This window comes from Flammeovirga sp. MY04 (genome assembly GCF_001682195.2).
GTDB classification, from domain to species: Bacteria; Bacteroidota; Bacteroidia; order Cytophagales; family Flammeovirgaceae; genus Flammeovirga; species Flammeovirga yaeyamensis.
The window spans coordinates 1,021,442-1,036,794 of the sequence record NZ_CP003561.2 but is presented as its reverse complement, the minus strand read 5'-3'; the positions used below and the strand labels follow the sequence as shown (position 1 = coordinate 1,036,794).

The 15,353-nt window shown below is 37.4% G+C and carries 18 protein-coding genes; 2 read left to right on the top strand and 16 right to left on the bottom strand.

All coding sequences use genetic code 11. From position 1 onward, the window contains the following. Window positions 1–1,169: 1,169 nt before the first annotated feature. The 16 genes from MY04_RS24135 to MY04_RS24060 all read right to left on the bottom strand — a co-directional run bounded on the left by MY04_RS24135 (window position 1,170) and on the right by MY04_RS24060 (window position 13,289). A complete protein-coding gene (locus MY04_RS24135) occupies window positions 1,170–2,180 on the bottom strand; it encodes a hypothetical protein (protein WP_066209755.1) in 1,011 nt (336 codons plus the stop codon). Further along, window positions 2,177–2,665, bottom strand: coding sequence for a hypothetical protein (locus MY04_RS24130; protein ID WP_066209753.1), 489 nt, complete (start codon window positions 2,663–2,665; stop codon window positions 2,177–2,179). The genes MY04_RS24135 and MY04_RS24130 overlap by 4 nt, the downstream gene beginning before the upstream one ends. After that, window positions 2,658–3,488 (bottom strand): hypothetical protein, encoded by an 831-nt coding sequence (locus MY04_RS24125; RefSeq protein WP_066209751.1) that lies wholly within the window; start codon window positions 3,486–3,488, stop codon window positions 2,658–2,660. The genes MY04_RS24130 and MY04_RS24125 overlap by 8 nt, the downstream gene beginning before the upstream one ends. 10 nt (window positions 3,489–3,498) lie before the next feature. Next, the gene (locus MY04_RS24120; RefSeq protein WP_066209749.1) at window positions 3,499–3,915 is read right to left on the bottom strand and encodes a M15 family metallopeptidase; all 417 of its coding nucleotides are present in this window, start codon (window positions 3,913–3,915) and stop codon (window positions 3,499–3,501) included. 2 nt (window positions 3,916–3,917) lie between these two features. Beyond that, window positions 3,918–4,367 carry a 3TM-type holin gene (locus tag MY04_RS24115; RefSeq protein WP_066209748.1) on the bottom strand — a complete coding sequence of 150 codons (450 nt, stop codon included), beginning with the start codon at window positions 4,365–4,367 and terminating at the stop codon, window positions 3,918–3,920. Beyond that, window positions 4,364–4,648, bottom strand: a complete 285-nt coding sequence (locus tag MY04_RS24110; RefSeq protein ID WP_066209747.1) for a hypothetical protein — start codon at window positions 4,646–4,648, stop codon at window positions 4,364–4,366. The genes MY04_RS24115 and MY04_RS24110 overlap by 4 nt, the downstream gene beginning before the upstream one ends. After that, on the bottom strand, window positions 4,649–5,215 hold the full coding sequence (locus tag MY04_RS24105) for a hypothetical protein (protein WP_066209746.1): 567 nt from the start codon (window positions 5,213–5,215) through the stop codon (window positions 4,649–4,651). After that, a complete protein-coding gene (locus MY04_RS24100; RefSeq protein ID WP_066209744.1) occupies window positions 5,216–6,199 on the bottom strand; it encodes a phage late control D family protein in 984 nt (327 codons plus the stop codon). Further along, window positions 6,196–6,789: a DUF6046 domain-containing protein gene (locus MY04_RS24095; protein WP_066209742.1), complete on the bottom strand. Its 594-nt coding sequence runs from the start codon at window positions 6,787–6,789 to the stop codon at window positions 6,196–6,198. Before MY04_RS24095 ends, MY04_RS24100 begins: the two co-directional genes overlap by 4 nt. Next, the gene (locus MY04_RS24090) at window positions 6,782–8,704 is read right to left on the bottom strand and encodes a phage tail tape measure protein (protein WP_066209740.1); all 1,923 of its coding nucleotides are present in this window, start codon (window positions 8,702–8,704) and stop codon (window positions 6,782–6,784) included. The genes MY04_RS24095 and MY04_RS24090 overlap by 8 nt, the downstream gene beginning before the upstream one ends. 166 nt (window positions 8,705–8,870) lie before the next feature. Then, window positions 8,871–9,425, bottom strand: coding sequence for a hypothetical protein (locus tag MY04_RS24085; protein ID WP_066209738.1), 555 nt, complete (start codon window positions 9,423–9,425; stop codon window positions 8,871–8,873). A 2-nt stretch (window positions 9,426–9,427) separates the two neighbouring features. Continuing rightward, window positions 9,428–9,841 (bottom strand): hypothetical protein, encoded by a 414-nt coding sequence (locus MY04_RS24080; protein ID WP_066209737.1) that lies wholly within the window; start codon window positions 9,839–9,841, stop codon window positions 9,428–9,430. A 4-nt stretch (window positions 9,842–9,845) separates the two neighbouring features. After that, window positions 9,846–11,057, bottom strand: a complete 1,212-nt coding sequence (locus MY04_RS24075) for a DUF2586 family protein (RefSeq protein ID WP_066209735.1) — start codon at window positions 11,055–11,057, stop codon at window positions 9,846–9,848. A 5-nt stretch (window positions 11,058–11,062) separates the two neighbouring features. Further along, the gene (locus MY04_RS24070) at window positions 11,063–11,305 is read right to left on the bottom strand and encodes a hypothetical protein (RefSeq protein ID WP_066209732.1); all 243 of its coding nucleotides are present in this window, start codon (window positions 11,303–11,305) and stop codon (window positions 11,063–11,065) included. 221 nt (window positions 11,306–11,526) lie between these two features. Next, window positions 11,527–12,390: a hypothetical protein gene (locus tag MY04_RS24065; RefSeq protein WP_066209729.1), complete on the bottom strand. Its 864-nt coding sequence runs from the start codon at window positions 12,388–12,390 to the stop codon at window positions 11,527–11,529. Between the two features lie 2 nt (window positions 12,391–12,392). Beyond that, window positions 12,393–13,289: an HK97 family phage prohead protease gene (locus MY04_RS24060; protein ID WP_084005846.1), complete on the bottom strand. Its 897-nt coding sequence runs from the start codon at window positions 13,287–13,289 to the stop codon at window positions 12,393–12,395. Window positions 13,290–13,411: 122 nt separating this feature from the next. Here MY04_RS24060 and MY04_RS24055 point away from each other — a divergent pair, with 122 nt between their 5' ends. Further along, complete coding sequence (locus MY04_RS24055) at window positions 13,412–13,867, top strand: phage terminase small subunit-related protein (protein WP_066209725.1); 456 nt, start codon at window positions 13,412–13,414, stop codon at window positions 13,865–13,867. Next, complete coding sequence (terL, locus tag MY04_RS24050; RefSeq protein ID WP_066209724.1) at window positions 13,857–15,353, top strand: phage terminase large subunit; 1,497 nt, start codon at window positions 13,857–13,859, stop codon at window positions 15,351–15,353. Before MY04_RS24055 ends, terL begins: the two co-directional genes overlap by 11 nt.

The window sequence follows — 15,353 nt, the reverse complement described above, 5'->3', positions numbered from 1 at the left end:
AGCAAATTACCCACATCACTATGATACAACTCCACCAAATCCCCTTGCTCCAACTGCACATTACCAACAACACGTTTACCATTCACAAACCACAAAGCAGCCCCTGAATTAGCAGTTATACGACCATCAAAAGATACATAAGTACGTTCCCCAATAGTAGCAGAAAGTAGTTTGTAATTTACAATCTTAATAGTCCACCCCAAAGCGGTAAGATTATCAATACGTGTTTGGATGTCTGGGTTTTCTGAAAGGTCTACCAATACAATCCCCCCGTTAAAAGTACGGTTTGGAATTACGTTATCAGGATCATTCACACGCTCTAATTCTGTGAGCATCCTTTCGAAGTCGTCTGGTTCGTAGAAAGCGTTTTCAAGATCCAAGATTACACCTTCTTGATTGACCCAATTACCTAATCTTAAATCAGGGTTTAAAGCATTTTTAAAACAGATATAAACTAGGTTTAACCACTCGTTTGATGTAAGGTCGATAACACCTGAAACACCTGCATCGCAAGCTGAAATACTATTTATTTTATCCTTACCATCTAGGGCAAACAAATAACTCACTCCTTGTCGATGATCCCAAGTGAAGTTAGTGCCAGATGCTTGTAATTTTGATGAATCTGTATTATAGATAACAAGGTCTGCACATGGAGTAGTTGCCTCTGCAATGTTTGAATATTCTACTGCTCCTGATACCCCTGCAATTTTCACACGGTATTCATATGTAGTGCAATGCTCTAATATGTTATCTATATAATTATTGATGCCGTTTGATGTAGTATGAATAAGAAGAAAGTCTATAGCTCCCTTCTTTCTTCTGTAGATTTCAAATGGATAAGATCCTTGAGCGTTGTCAATCCAATTCAAAGTGATACTTCCCACTTCTGAGGGTGTGGGAATTGCGGTTAGATCTGTTGGAGGTGCAATAACGACAATATCACCCGTGTTTACTCTAATATTACGCGTTTGAAAGTAATTCACTACCTCGGAACGAGATTGATTTTCAGTATCAATAACAACTTCAGTTCCTGCTGGGATTACTCCGTTAGGATCTAAGTTTGGATTTCGTTCTAAGAAAACAGGTAAGCCTTCAACGCTTCCTTCGTTGAATAATACAATATCTAATATATTCATCCCTTCGGATGTGATTACTTTCTTTTTCATTTTTTAAAGCTTCATTAGTTTTCCTGTTACCATGTATGGTTGTCTAATATCAATAGGATCTCCATTACCCACCGTATTTTCTGATACTGTTGCTCCGTGACTGTGCTTCCCTGCTAAATCTGTTTGGGTAGGTACAGAATCTAAAGCTGTTGGTTCCCCATTATTATCATTAGAATTTAATCTAGCAGACATTCCATGAACCAAATTATTATCACCTTGAGTGTTTGGCCATGTTATAGGGTGAACGTGATCTCCGTCTTCAACTATAATAACACCTACTCCATGTTTGTGTGGTGGTAAATTACCCTCAATTAGACTTGAAGATCTATTACCTCCAGTATTTCCAATTACGAAATACTCTCCCAAATTAGCATCAGGATTTCCATTCGCCGAAGATGTATCAGACATACCAACAAATACTCTACCTCTAGCATCAGGGGTTCCATTTTGTCCATTACAAAGAGCGTAACCGATAAATTCCCCAATGCCCAGTCCTGTTGCATCAAAATTGGTAAGATCACCGTAATAGTCAACAACCATACCTCTCAAAAGTCCTTGAACACCTGCAATAGCATCGCTATTTCTCTTCACAGGATGCTTGATGATTGCATCATAATCAAAAAGACCTGTACCACTTGCTCCGAAAGAAGGCTTTAACTTTTCTTCCTGACAAATAAAGAAAGTGCCCACCTTATTATAGCCCTCATAAAGGTCGTGAGGTTCATGAGGTTCTGATACTGTTTCTAAATTGAATACAGGAATTTGAGAGCCTGTTGCCGTTCCTGAAAATGCATCAACTTTATAGAAGGTATTATTGTGTAACAGCCACCCCTCAGTACAAGAATAATCTTGACCGTTTTTTGTGAATTCTACTCCAGATATTCTAACAGGTGCTGTACTTTCAGTTAGCACAGATGACAAGGCTCCTGCAATGTCTTTTGCAACATTGAATAAATGCTCAAAATCCTTAGTATTATAAATTGCCCCTTTACTAGGAGTATTAAACTTTTTCATGTCCAGACTATTTCGTAGATGATGCCCACGTGAAGATATTTCTTCAGGAAGGCGTGAATATTATTTTCTTGACCTTGAAGCACGCTCGGTACTTCTACAGTTAATTGAGTTTGTTGCAAATCTATTGTTGGATCATTTGGTGGCCTTACAATAGTTGTAGCATCTGATGGAGTTCCTACAAATGGAATCAAAGCATTGAACTCAGGAGGAAAAACAAGGAATTCTACGTTATTCACTATTTGAGTAGTAAGAAAAATAGAATCATTATTAAACCTCAAACGGATCAAAGTCTCCACGCTTAATTTTGATCTTCCCCAAATGATTTGATCCCTTGCGTAACTTCTAAACAATCGCTTTTGCTCGTTGAGTCGTTTTGTATTATAAGTAAGTAGCTTTACCCAAGAAGTGTGAAACACATCTCGTAGAAACGAAGGAATCGAACGCCACGTAAGTAAATCAGTATCGAGTTCTTGTATTTTAGACATCGGCTATTGCGGTTACTTGATAAGTTTCTAATTCCATCCAACCCGATGAGGGGTAATATCTAGCCTCAACATCTTCGAGTACTGTTCCAATATCAGGACGAGCCTTTAAGATGGTAATATAAAAATCCGTAACCCCGTCAGTATCCTTCACATAATCGACTAAATCAGATACTTGCAAAGTTCCATCAAATGGAAGATTCTTGATATAGGTTTCAACGGCCGTTTGCACATTGGCTTCAATAGTTGTTTGATCCTGCTCAGGCTCATAATACAATTCAGCATGAAGCACCAATTTATCACTATCCAAATTCACTACTCCAAGTTGTGCCCCTGGTTCTTGAATCTCTCTAAGGTAAGCCTCAACTCCTTGAGCTTCTGTATCAGGTAACTTTCCGTTTTCTCCTCTGATTTTCACAAGAGCAAAACCACGACCTGAAACTGCTACAGATTTTACCACTTGTTTTGATTCATCTATCACCTCATAGTAAGGTTGATAGGTTTCAGGATGCAATAAAATGTTATCTCCATGTTGATACTCCAAAATCTTTTCAGCGTACCAAGCCGACGTGTGTACTTTTGATGAATTGATCAAAGCTTCCACTTCTGCTTTATGAGCATCAAAAAGAACGGACATAATGTGATCTACAAATGAGGTAATGTATAACCAAAGATTCCACATCGCCACTTTTGATGTAGATGTCACTTCTCCTAAATCTTTCAATGCCTCTGCAAGTTCTTTATCGTCTGATAAAACATTCAACTCCTGAACTCTTTGCTTTTCAGACAGTAGTTCCTGATATAGTTCTGCTCTTGTTTGTGCCATTGTGTTTTATTTATACCAATTGCCAATGAGGTTTATCAATGAAGTTTCTCCAATGACCACCATACTCTAACTTATATTGCCTTGCCTCTGGAAACTCTACTAAGATTTCTTGCCATGATGTAAACATAGCCGCCGCAAACTCTCTAAACCCTTTATCACAGTTGTAATCAATTTTGCCATTGTGATACGGCACTACATCAATAGCATTACCCGTTTGATGGTAAGACTTTGCATTGTATCCGTCTAATTGAGAATTCCCATTTTTGAAAATCCGATGTTGATCTTCAGCACTTCTCAAACCTCCCATCCAAGGAACTGTTTGATCAAAGTGTTTACACTTGGATAAAGCCATAGTTACGCATAACACTAACCATTGATTTACTCCATCCATTCTACGTCTTGATGCTGATCCAAATTGAAAAGCCATAATTATCTTAGTTTATCGGCTCTCTCTTTCTTTTTCAGAAAAGACAGATCCACGTTTTTAGTTACATTCGTTGCTATTTTTTCCGCTGTTCTGCCTATCACAAAACCACCTAATCCTATTTCCAGTAAACTCCAGAACTCGGAAGGTAAATGATTTTGCATGTTTGGAGAGTCAGGAAAAAACGCAGGTTGAAAAAAGTAAGTATACATCACAATAAAAGCGAAACATAGCATTACTACAGGTCGCCAAGAACGCTGTAAAATGTTGCCGTTTGCCTCTGCAAGAATCACTTTTGATTGAGCATCATGCAATTGATTAAGGTTACTTAAAACCACTTGAGACAACTCATTTTTCAGGGTTTGTTTCTCGTGGTCACTGGTCACCACTTTATCAATTATTTGTGATGAACCTTTAATAAGTGATGAAGCCGATTTGATTATATTTCCAATCATTTTCTTTTCGTGGTAAGGTTAATATTTCCGTTCTCGTAGATGTCCAAGGATTTGATTTCCTTTTCGTCCAGCTCCATGTTTTCTATAATCAGCTTATAAAGCGAACCCAGCTCACTATCAACAAAAGACCCTATACCTACACCTAAATCGGGAAACTCTCTGTAATCACCTTTATTGGCCATTAATATTAGTTTCTCTTCTTGATTCAGTGAATCCTCTGCCGTAAAATCCCCTTTGGTAATTTTTAGCGTTTCATCTTCGTTGAGTATAAAGTCTTTCATTTAGTGTTTTACTTTTTTGTTTTCTACCTCTGAAAAATCACCCAATTCAAAACTGCTTAAAGCAGAATTTAAAGCCTGTTGAAGAGCTGATGGTGATCCGTTTCCTGGTTCTGTTATAGGAGCACCGCCCAACACCTTTAAAAAAGCATCGAGTAGTTTGTTGTTTTTCTCCAATTCATTCACCAAAGTAGGCGTGATCATCAGCCCACCATTTTGTCCTCCATTGAAACTTATCCCATTTTGATCTACTTCAATGGTTGTTTCCCCAATCACTGTTTTTATTTTCTCAGGCTCATTGACCATTGTTACAAATGCATCAATCTGAGAGTTGCCAATTAAGGCCACCACAACTATAGATTCTACTTTTGGAAAAACTACAGTATAATTACTAGCAGTATCCAATGAAGCTTTGAGTCTAACATCTGGAATCTCTACTTCTTCATGCAAAGGCAATACATCTACACTAAAATTATTTTCATTTACTGTTACAACTTTTGCAGGAAAAAGTACGGGTGGCCTTTCAGTGATTCGTCTTAGAAGGTTTTGTATATCTTCTTCGTACCCCATCTATGTGAGTTTTTTACCAAACTGAATATCTCTCCGTCCTCCTGAGCTGGAGAACATCACTGTCACTTTATCTACTAAAAAGCTACCGTCTTTAGATGGATTTTCTATGTCAGTTACTTTTGCAGTCATACCGAAAGTAGCATAAGGAAACAGAAATGTTTTTACACCACCTTCGTATTTACCTAACCGGACTTTTTCAATTTCTTCCTGTGCTTGTCTTTTAAGCTCGGTCTCTGACCGTGCCGAATAGGAAGTGTAATTCTTTTGAATACCATTCTTTTCACCTACTGTTGTTTCAATTACCGAGTTATCAGGTTGAATTGCTTTCGCATTCATTTCAATAGCCTCATCCTCAAAATTTCTATAGGTAAGATTCTCCGATATAATATTCTTATTGAAATCAAATTCTATCTCCCCTGGTTTCTCCGTAAAAGCCAAACCTACATATAAGGTTTTTCCTCGGAAATAAGCAGTTAATCCAAATTCCTCTTGAATCTTTTTTAAAGCATCATATCCATTAATATTGGATACCCTAAACTTATCAAAACCAACGCTTGGTATATCTTCCGAAAGAGTGATGTTTGTGTCTTGTATAATGTAGGTGATCACTTCTTTTAGAGTAGTTTTCTTCCAGACTTTATTTACTCTTTTAGACCTTAATAAATAAGCTGCATCTTCTAATTCAATTTTAATAGGGTTGGTCTGATGAAATCTTTTAATATATCCCTCGAATTCTTGATTTAAATATTGATCTTCTCCAAACTGATACCCCAATTGTATATTGATGGGTGTACCTTTTTTCATTACTTCCCCAAGACTTTTGTCTACTTCATTAGAAATGGAAGGAATAGTGATTTGTGCAGTATCTGCAAGTGTTGTCCATGACTTCTCAATCTTTACCTCTTTCACTAAGGGTAATTCCGTGTTTTTGGCACCAATGGTAATTTGGTGAATCATTAGGAACATGATGATTAAATGTTTCATTGTGTATTTAATTGTTTTATGATATTAGAATAGATGTTTTCTGTTGATGAGCCTTGATCTGATATAGCTCTAATTGTATATGCTTGCCTATCAGGCGAACCATTATTACCAGGAAAGCTATAATCAGAAATAACGACAAACTGAATATTCAAATATTCTGTTATGGTTGACTCTATTTTTATTGCCTCTTGACGTTCACAGATATCTCTTAATGCTTTAAAAGAATTTACTGGGAAATCTTTTGCTATAAGTGAGTACGATTTATCAAACCCTGTATTGGTGTTGTCCATTAAAAAACCACTTATAGTTAATTCATAATCCCCCTCTGCAAATAACTCTTTGATACTACCCCTCGAAGTTGAGCGATTAATATTAGTTGTAATGATCTTTTTTCTAGTTCTTACGGACACTATTGGCTCTAATGGAAGTAGTATATCATTAAGTTTTAAAGGCATATAAAGTGGAGTACCGAATATTTCATCTACTCGGTTTTCTCCACTTTTGACCCTACTCACGATTTCTTTAGCTGACTTTGCAGCAAAAGTAGGATACAATCCACCTGTAAGGTTATTTATATTAAAATCAGCCATTCGATAAATTAGCTACTGATGTAAATACTCTATAGTTAAGCTCCTTGAACTTCTCGAAGTAGTCATCCAAAGATTCTGTCAATTCTTGAACATTAATATTTTCTGCCATGCTAATATCTCCATAAGTGATATTGACCGTTGTTTGTCTTGATCCACCTTTTGAGATATCATTAATACCGTTTTTGGAATCATCCACAGTGGCATCAGGAAGGGGAATGGTATCATCCAATGTTGGGTTGGAAACTTTCGCAGCTCCTGTGCTTGATGCTGATTCCACTTTCTCTTTCCCTATTTGTGAATCATATCCCTTTTTAAATGCTTCTCGAATCTTTTTACCATGAGTCATAGAAGCATTCATTACCCTTGTTAATCCTTGTTTAAGTTTATCAACATCAAATGTCAATGCACCCACTATTAAATCTCCAATCCCTCCAAAGGTCTCACTGGCAAGAGCACCAATATTCCCGAATGCCGTTTTGAAAGCTTCCCATAATCCCCAAACAACCCCTCTAAACTCTTCAAATTCATTGTAAGCCCAAGTAATAGCAGCAACCAAAGCACCAATGGCCACGATCACAATACCAATAGGATTAGCGGTTAAGACCAAATTCAACAACATCTGACCTTTTGTAAAAGCAATGGTTGCAACTCTTGCAATAGCAAGTGAAGCCGCATAACCTTTTGAAGCTAACATTATTGCACCCCACGCAATACCCGAAGTCAATAATCCCGCCCCAAGTGCCTTTAATACTGGCATATATGATTCAGTGTTTTCTCTTAACCAAATAATCCCATCGCCAATACTATTTAAAGCAATGGCCACATAAGGAAGAATCACTTCTCCTAATTCAGTTAAAACAACATTAAATCTATTTTGAACAATGTTTGAAAGCGTATTAAAATCACCTTGAGCATTTTTTAAAGCTTCATCAATATTAAACTTTGACTGATCGAAAGCATCTAATGTGTTAATTACATCATCACCAGAAGTTTTTAACTGGTTCATTAGGTTTTGTAATCCTTCTGGACCTCCAATTGAATTTCTCAAATCGAGGAACTGCTGATCATTCATTCCTTTTAATCTTGGAACTAAATCTCTGATCACTTCATCCATATCACGCATTTGACCACTTGCATCAAAAACGTTTACCCCAATCTCTTTTAAACCCTTTACTGTATTGTCTGCTGTTAAACCTTGGAAAGCTGACTTAGTTGCTGTTGCAGCTGTAGCACTGTCTTTTGAAATAGCCGTCATAGCTGCAAACACTTTGTTGGCTGTGTTTACTGTTTGTCCTGCTGCAGCTGCTGCTCCTGCGTACTCTGTCTGTACCTTTGCTAGTTCGTCAAAAGTAGTAATACCCACCTGTACCGTTTTAGCAGAAGACTCCAAGTAACCGTCCAATTCATCTGTAGATAAACCAAAAGCCTTCATGGCTTTGGTCGTGGAATTGATTGATTCATTTAAGTCGGCTTTGGTTGCAATAGAGAACCTTCCTACTTTTGTTACAATCTTATCCACTTCCTCGCCATAAAGACCAGTAGCCGACTGCACATCATAAAAAGCCTTTACGGTTTCTTTTGGGTTTAAACCCTGTTCGAAAGAAACTCTTTTTATGCTTTTGTCTAAATCGTTAAGCTGTGATGTTGTTTTGTCTAAATTCAGATTTTTAAGCTCAAGAAATTCATTTTGATAATCTCCTGCTGCTTTTGTAGCCAATGCCATTGCACCTACTACGGCTGTAGCTCCTGCTGCAACTGTAGTAAAGCTCACTTTCATTTTTGCATTGAAACGATCTACATTATTATTGAGACGTTCAAAACGGTTATTCATTACTCCAGCCGCTTTTCCTGCTTTATCAAAAACAGGGCTGGCTTTGTCAGTAATTTTTAATATGTATTGATAAACGTCACTCATTTCTTATTGTATTTCGCTTCCTCTTTTCTCACCCAAACAAGGCCATTGTATAAATAGACCCATTCTTCTTCGGGTAATTCCCAAGGTTTTTGAATTCCTAAATGATAGGTGAGCAATGCATCACCCTTACGTATAAAGCTACTGCTCTGGGTGATGGCAGAAGCTTCTAAAGCTTTTTTAAGCTCGCTTCATTTTCCTTTTTCAGGTCATTAACTACTGTAAGTAATGCCAAATGAAGACGATCCGATAATAATAAGTTTTGATACTCTTTTTCAGTACCTTTCCAAACCCTTTTAAGAATTTCAATATTGGTATCAAAAGGAATGTTTTTTTGATTCTTTTCGTTAGCAAACGTGATATCACCTCTTGTTACGTGACGAACTTTTACTTTATAGTCAAACTCTGGAACACAAATAAATGTCTCCTCTTTTTCATCTTTAATGAAAGCATCTGGCAAATCGAGTAAGTGTTTGATTTTTTTAGCAATACCCATAATATCGGCATCACCCGTTAAATCATCCCCCTCAATAAAGCAATTGTTTATCACCACTTCCACCGCATCAAATTCACTGTTTTGAAAAGCAGTCATTACTTGCTTCATTACATTTAATGACTGAGTAGGATTCCAAATCACCGCTTGTTTGCCGTCTTCTGTCTCTATTAAGTTGATATCTCCATGCTCTTTCTTCCAAGCTTGAATCTTATCTTGTGTTAGCTCCATTATTACGCTCTTTCAATGTCCAAACAAATACCAGGAAGAGATACTTCCATAAACTTATCGCCTTGGTTAAAGTCCTCCTCATTTTCAGAGATCTTTACACTACGCAGGTAACGGAAAGCTTGTTTTCCAGAAAGTTGCTTTGAGTAAGCCACTGATACATCAAAACGGATATCCAAAATTGAATTAATCCCCAATGATTTTTCCAGAGCATCTTTTTCCCCAAGTGTCATTTTTACCTCAACCTCATAAGAGCGATTACCCGAACCAATACCAATAGGTCTATTGCCACGTCCATAGATTAATTCGTCATCATCCGACTCTTTAAATCGGATACCACGAATACCTACAATATTTCTTCCTCCAATTACCACTTGAACATCCGCCCAAGCGAATTCGTCTGTATCAAATACTGCCATTGTTTTAGCTGTTTAAAGGATTATCAAAGCCTAAATTTGCCTCAAGGTATTTAGGATAACCTTTTGGACGTACCGCAATACGATCCACTACAATGGTGTCCGTAGATAATAGATTTTGGTTTGGATCTAACTCAACGATCACACCAGATGCATAACCAGGTTTAACAAGAAGTTCCGTTAATGCTCCACTTACTGCCCCTTCGATGGCTTTCATCTCCGCTGCAGCAGGGAAACCGTTTGTGTCAATTTCAATATCGTTATCAATCTGATCAATCAGAGTATCGTAAGCAATACGTAAAGCATAATCAATAATTCTACCTCTTTGGATTTCTGAATAGTCATCTGCTTTAGAAGTAGCAGCCAAGAAGCCTGAGAAATAATACCCATCTCTGTTTGCGAATTTACGGAACGCTATATAACGCTTATCGTAAATCTTATCTTGGGTAGTTTCTTGACCAGTTTCAGCTCTGTTTACTTCTATCTTCGAACCATCTGTAAGATAGCCTGTGAAAACTGGTAAACTGCCTCTTTCTACTTTGGAAATAGCCTCTTGGATACTTCCTTGAGCCGCCCAACCTAACGTCAATCCAACAGCTGGATAACCTGTCTCTGACTCACTCGCCAAAACAACGGCTGCACCATTGTAACTATCTTGAGAGAAATCATGTAAATCTGCTACAACACCTGTATAGCCTCTACCTCCGACCAATACTCGAACAGGTGTTTTATATGATTGGGTAGCTATTGATAATTCATGTGCTTTTTCTACTGCTGTAATTACATCAGGGTCGATCCCCTCGGTCGGTGTAGGAGAGTAAGCACCATCTGGAATTCTATTAATACCTACCAAAGAAATAACACCACCAGCATCTGTTAAAGCTTTTTGAACAATATTATTGTTTTTGTCCAAAGCATCCGCCATAGTTGTGGCATCAGAAATAAGCATAATCCAAAGAGGAATTCCCTCATCGGCTGCTCTGTAAAACGCGGTAATTTCATGATGTACTTTTAAACTATTAGCAGTATCATAAGCAGCATCCAAACCTAAAGCCTCTGCTTCAGACAAAGAAGTGATCTTTTTCACTTCGTTTAATTCGATCTTGTCTGTTACAGCAATACCCGTAAGTACAAGAAGGAACTCCCCTGTGTTTGTGATATCACGTCCCAATTGATCATTGAGAATCGTAATTTTCGCATTTGGTAAACCTTTTGACATGGTATTTATGATTTAGGTTCGGAAGTTTTAATTTTTTTATCTTCTGTTTTCTCTGGAAAGAAGTCTTTTCTTTTGAAAGTTGTGCACTCCTGAAAAGACTTCTTTGCATATTGATCTTTATGAGATTTGGCATAATCACCAAACCCCATTCCATCGTTAAACAAATGGTATACATCCGCCTTTGGGTTTTGCTCAAAGTACCTCAATGCCATTTCTTTTAATCTATCCTCCTGTTTTTCCTTTTCCATTGGATTCTAGTCTTAATGTTATCTCATTGAATATTTTAAGCACAAGCCAAATAATAGTGAGTACCGTTACCGTTTTTGAACACGTAATCCAAAAGATATTTGAATCTGAAAGGATTGATCTTAGGTAAGATTCATTTGTCCACGATTGAATACTAGACGGGAGGGCTACCACAAAGGAACCCATCCCAATTTTATCTATTATGTGCTTCATGCTACTTCTCTTATGGATGTACCGAAGTAATCAAAGAAGCAACACCTTTTCCTCTGATTGGCTTTGCCAAGAATCTTTTTTGGAAGTTGAAAACATCGCCTTGTTGATCAGGATCTTTCTCTTTTAAGAACATATCATAATCACCATCTGCTTTCATTACCTCCGATTTCAAGAAAGCAATAGAAGCTCTATGAAGAGTTAAATCATCTGGCTTTGTGCTTACTACTTGCTTTGATCCATCTGTGATATCAAATGTAGGTACCGCACTAGATACATGCAGGTTAAAGTCGAACAACTTACGATCTGACATCACTTGCTTATACATGGCAATATCTTCTGCCTTAAGATCTGCTGCATGTTGAGGTGATAGTACCAATACCAAATCCATTGGATCAGCATCAAACTCATAGAAGCGAGTTTGTAAATCAATAATATCTTGGAAAGAACATCTCTTTATTGATCCATTTGCATTACCTGATGTTCCTAAAACAGGGGTAAATTCATCGTCCGTATCAGGAGCATAACCATGAGCGGCTAATTGAAGTGCTTTTTTGTACAAAGCGTTACGATGACCTCTCACTGCTGAATCCATCTTATTGTAATTTGTTTCCATCTCTTCGATGTTTCTTACAATTGTCGACTTTGTTGTTAAAGTAGCCAACGGTAAAGCATGTGGGATATCAGTTCTTGTACTTGCAGGAATAGGAAAGGTTGTGTTATCAATTAACACATCAGGATCAGCTCCTGCCTCTGCCAAGTTCAAAGTATTGTACTCGACAAACTCTGACATGTCCACTACTTCGTTTAAAAACGAACCATCAGGATAAAAACCTTCCTTGATGATATCCAGCCAAATTTGTTTCCAGACTGCCATAGTTATTTAGTGTTTTTAAGTTTTTCAAATTCTTCAGGTTGCTGATGTTTCAGCTTTGCAAGACCTTCAGGGTCTTGTTGAGACCATTGCAAATACGTCCAATTTGCTCTTGACTCGTCCACTTTTTGAACATTACCAGTTAATGCCGACAAGCTTTGTTTCTTTTGTAAAGAATTCAATGTGCTTTCAGCTAAAGCAATATTGTCTTTTGCAAGGTTCAACCATTGTTCTTTTGCTTCTGCGTTAATCTTACCTTCTTTAATAGCAAGATCTACAAGCGAAGTGGCACGGGTTTCTTTTTCTGCGTCCACTTTTAATTTCAAAGCCTCAAACTCTGTCATTTTCTGTTCTACCGTAGATAAAAGAATTGCCTCATCAACTTCAACAGATAGACCTAAAGCATTTTGCAAGGCCACAGGTAACTTTATCATTGTTTTAAATTTTGGTTCATTTCCGCTTAAACTAAACTGTAAACACACCTCATCGAATGAAACTTCTTTTCCTTCCGTGTTCATTAGCTTTAAAGCATTCGCATTACTTGGAATACTTACCACGCTGATTTCCATAAGATCACTTCTTGTAGCCACAAACTCTCCTGATGGATCAATATCAACCTCCAAAATATGAATGCATGGGCTTGCACCTTTTAAAAATCCCCGTTCGACCTTGCCCGATAATGCTTTTGCTTTTAAATCCTCTTCATCAAAAGTGGCATCAGCCAAAAGCGTGGTTCCTTCTATGCGTAAGTTTTCCCACTTACCATATACATCATCTCTATCATGATTATAGAGCAAAACAGGGTTGGAAAGAAATCTTTGTTGATCTATCCCTTTATTCATCAGCCTGAAGCCGTGAGAGTTTACTTTGCTTTCATCATTTATTACAAAAGTGTGTTTCATTATTCTGCGTTTTAAGTATTACAAACATATACCCCTGTGTTCCCTGAGAAAAACAGAACCGTTATAATACCTACTCTATTTTTTTTGGAGCCGTCTAATGAGGTATTTGCAAACAAAAAGAAATGGGTATTAGAGCGAATAATAAAGAGAAAAACGAATACGCTTATTTGCTTTTCATGCAGAATAAAAAAGAAAAGGAGATATGCGAGAACGTAGGTATTTCACAGCCTACATTGAGAAAGTGGAAAACCGATGGTAATTGGGAAGAAAAAAGAGCATCCCAAGCAATGAGCATTGATACAATACTTTCCAAATCTTTATTAAAAATTAATGAGATGTTGGATGGTGACGATTTCAATGCAGATGCTTTTTCTAAAGCTATTTCCCAGTTGAAGCATTTAAAGGCAGGCAACAACATTAAAATTGATGATGTGATTCGCATCTTTTTGAAATTCTCCAATTACCTGCAGTCAGAAGCATTAAAAGATGACACGGTAGATGAGCAGGTGATGAAGAAAATTACACAGTACCAGGATAGATACATTCAGCACTTAATTAATAAGGATAATGACCTCTAAGGAATTACAAAAAAGGTGGAAAGCCAGAGTAGACGAGGTGCAGAACGCTTTTTTTACTCTTGACTCTAAAAACGACATCGACTCCAGAGTAGCGAGAGCACGAAAGGATTACGCCTATTTTGTTGAAACTTACTTTCCCCACCTTGCTAAAAGTAAATGTGGTAAGTTCCAATTGGATGCCGGTAAATACCTTTTAAAAAACAAAAGAGCAAGAGCTGTATTTGAATGGGCGAGAGGTCACGCTAAATCAACCCATGTTTCTTTACTAATTCCGATGTGGTTAATGATACAGGAACGCAAACAATTCAATATGATGGTTCTTGTTTCAAAAAGTGAAGATGCTGCTGTTCGTCTGCTTTCTGACTTACAAGCAGAATTGCAGTTTAATGCACTATTCAATCATGATTTTGGCGACCAACCCCAAACAGGATCATGGGAGGAAGGAGAATTCAGAACGCAAGGAGGATTTTATTTTGTAGCTCTTGGTCGTGGACAATCCCCCAGGGGTTTAAAAGATAGAAGTAACAGGCCAGATTATATTGTTATTGATGATATTGATGACGATGAAATGTGTCGTAATGAAGCTCGTGTGGATGTTGCCTTGGATTGGCTACTTACTGCCTTAATGGGTACTATGGCGATGGGAAGAGGAAGGGTCACTTTAGTTGGCAACAGAATTCATAAAAAGTCGATACTTGCCAAACTTGTTAAACGACCCAATTTTTATCATACCATAATAAACGCTTTAGATAAAAAAGGACTTCCTTCTTGGAAAGAAAATTACACCTCCAATGAAATATCAGAACTACGTGAGACAATTGGAGAAAGAGCATTCCAAAAGGAGTACATGAACAATCCGATTGAAGAAGGAGTCATCTTTCAGGAAAAGTATATTCAATTTGGTAAAATGCTTCCTTTAAAAAAGTATGCTGCTATTGTGTGTTATACTGACCCCAGTTTTAAATCATCTACCAAAAATGACTTTAAAGCCACGATGCTTTTAGGGAAAACCAAAGAAGGGTATTACCATTTAATAAAAGCGTATGCTGATCAAACCACCGTATCCAATATGGTACAATGGCATTACGATATAGATGATTTCGTAAAAGGAGCGACACCAGTAATGTATTACATGGAAGCTAATTTTTTACAAGATCTACTACTGGAAGAGTTTAAAACATTTGGAGCTACCGTTGGTCATCAGATCCCTGTAAGAGGAGACAAACGCAAGAAGCCAGACAAGTTTGCAAGAATCGAAGCGTTACAACCTCTATTTGAGAGAGGATTTTTTCTTTTTAATGAGAAAGAAAAGGATTCGCAAGGAATGAGAGTTCTAATTGAGCAATTACTTGCTTTTCAAAAAGGTTCCAAAGTACACGATGATGCACCCGATGCATTGGAAGGAGGTGTGTTCTTATTACAGAAAAGAACCGCCACAAAAAGTAACACCTACAGAGTAGGAAGAACATCACCACGTAAATTCTAA

Excerpts from the sequence above, each read along its gene's own strand:
- MY04_RS24135 (WP_066209755.1), bottom strand. The coding sequence starts at position 2,180 with ATGAAAAAGTTTAATACTCCTAGTAAAGGGGCAATTTATAATACTAAG.
- MY04_RS24130 (WP_066209753.1), bottom strand. The coding sequence starts at position 2,665 with ATGTCTAAAATACAAGAACTCGATACTGATTTACTTACGTGGCGTTCG.
- MY04_RS24125 (WP_066209751.1), bottom strand. The coding sequence starts at position 3,488 with ATGGCACAAACAAGAGCAGAACTATATCAGGAACTACTGTCTGAAAAG.
- MY04_RS24120 (WP_066209749.1), bottom strand. The coding sequence starts at position 3,915 with ATGGCTTTTCAATTTGGATCAGCATCAAGACGTAGAATGGATGGAGTA.
- MY04_RS24115 (WP_066209748.1), bottom strand. The coding sequence starts at position 4,367 with ATGATTGGAAATATAATCAAATCGGCTTCATCACTTATTAAAGGTTCA.
- MY04_RS24110 (WP_066209747.1), bottom strand. The coding sequence starts at position 4,648 with ATGAAAGACTTTATACTCAACGAAGATGAAACGCTAAAAATTACCAAA.
- MY04_RS24105 (WP_066209746.1), bottom strand. The coding sequence starts at position 5,215 with ATGGGGTACGAAGAAGATATACAAAACCTTCTAAGACGAATCACTGAA.
- MY04_RS24100 (WP_066209744.1), bottom strand. The coding sequence starts at position 6,199 with ATGAAACATTTAATCATCATGTTCCTAATGATTCACCAAATTACCATT.
- MY04_RS24095 (WP_066209742.1), bottom strand. The coding sequence starts at position 6,789 with ATGGCTGATTTTAATATAAATAACCTTACAGGTGGATTGTATCCTACT.
- MY04_RS24090 (WP_066209740.1), bottom strand. The coding sequence starts at position 8,704 with ATGAGTGACGTTTATCAATACATATTAAAAATTACTGACAAAGCCAGC.
- MY04_RS24085 (WP_066209738.1), bottom strand. The coding sequence starts at position 9,425 with ATGGAGCTAACACAAGATAAGATTCAAGCTTGGAAGAAAGAGCATGGA.
- MY04_RS24080 (WP_066209737.1), bottom strand. The coding sequence starts at position 9,841 with ATGGCAGTATTTGATACAGACGAATTCGCTTGGGCGGATGTTCAAGTG.
- MY04_RS24075 (WP_066209735.1), bottom strand. The coding sequence starts at position 11,057 with ATGTCAAAAGGTTTACCAAATGCGAAAATTACGATTCTCAATGATCAA.
- MY04_RS24070 (WP_066209732.1), bottom strand. The coding sequence starts at position 11,305 with ATGGAAAAGGAAAAACAGGAGGATAGATTAAAAGAAATGGCATTGAGG.
- MY04_RS24065 (WP_066209729.1), bottom strand. The coding sequence starts at position 12,390 with ATGGCAGTCTGGAAACAAATTTGGCTGGATATCATCAAGGAAGGTTTT.
- MY04_RS24060 (WP_084005846.1), bottom strand. The coding sequence starts at position 13,289 with ATGAAACACACTTTTGTAATAAATGATGAAAGCAAAGTAAACTCTCAC.
- MY04_RS24055 (WP_066209725.1), top strand. The coding sequence starts at position 13,412 with ATGGGTATTAGAGCGAATAATAAAGAGAAAAACGAATACGCTTATTTG.
- terL (WP_066209724.1), top strand. The coding sequence starts at position 13,857 with ATGACCTCTAAGGAATTACAAAAAAGGTGGAAAGCCAGAGTAGACGAG.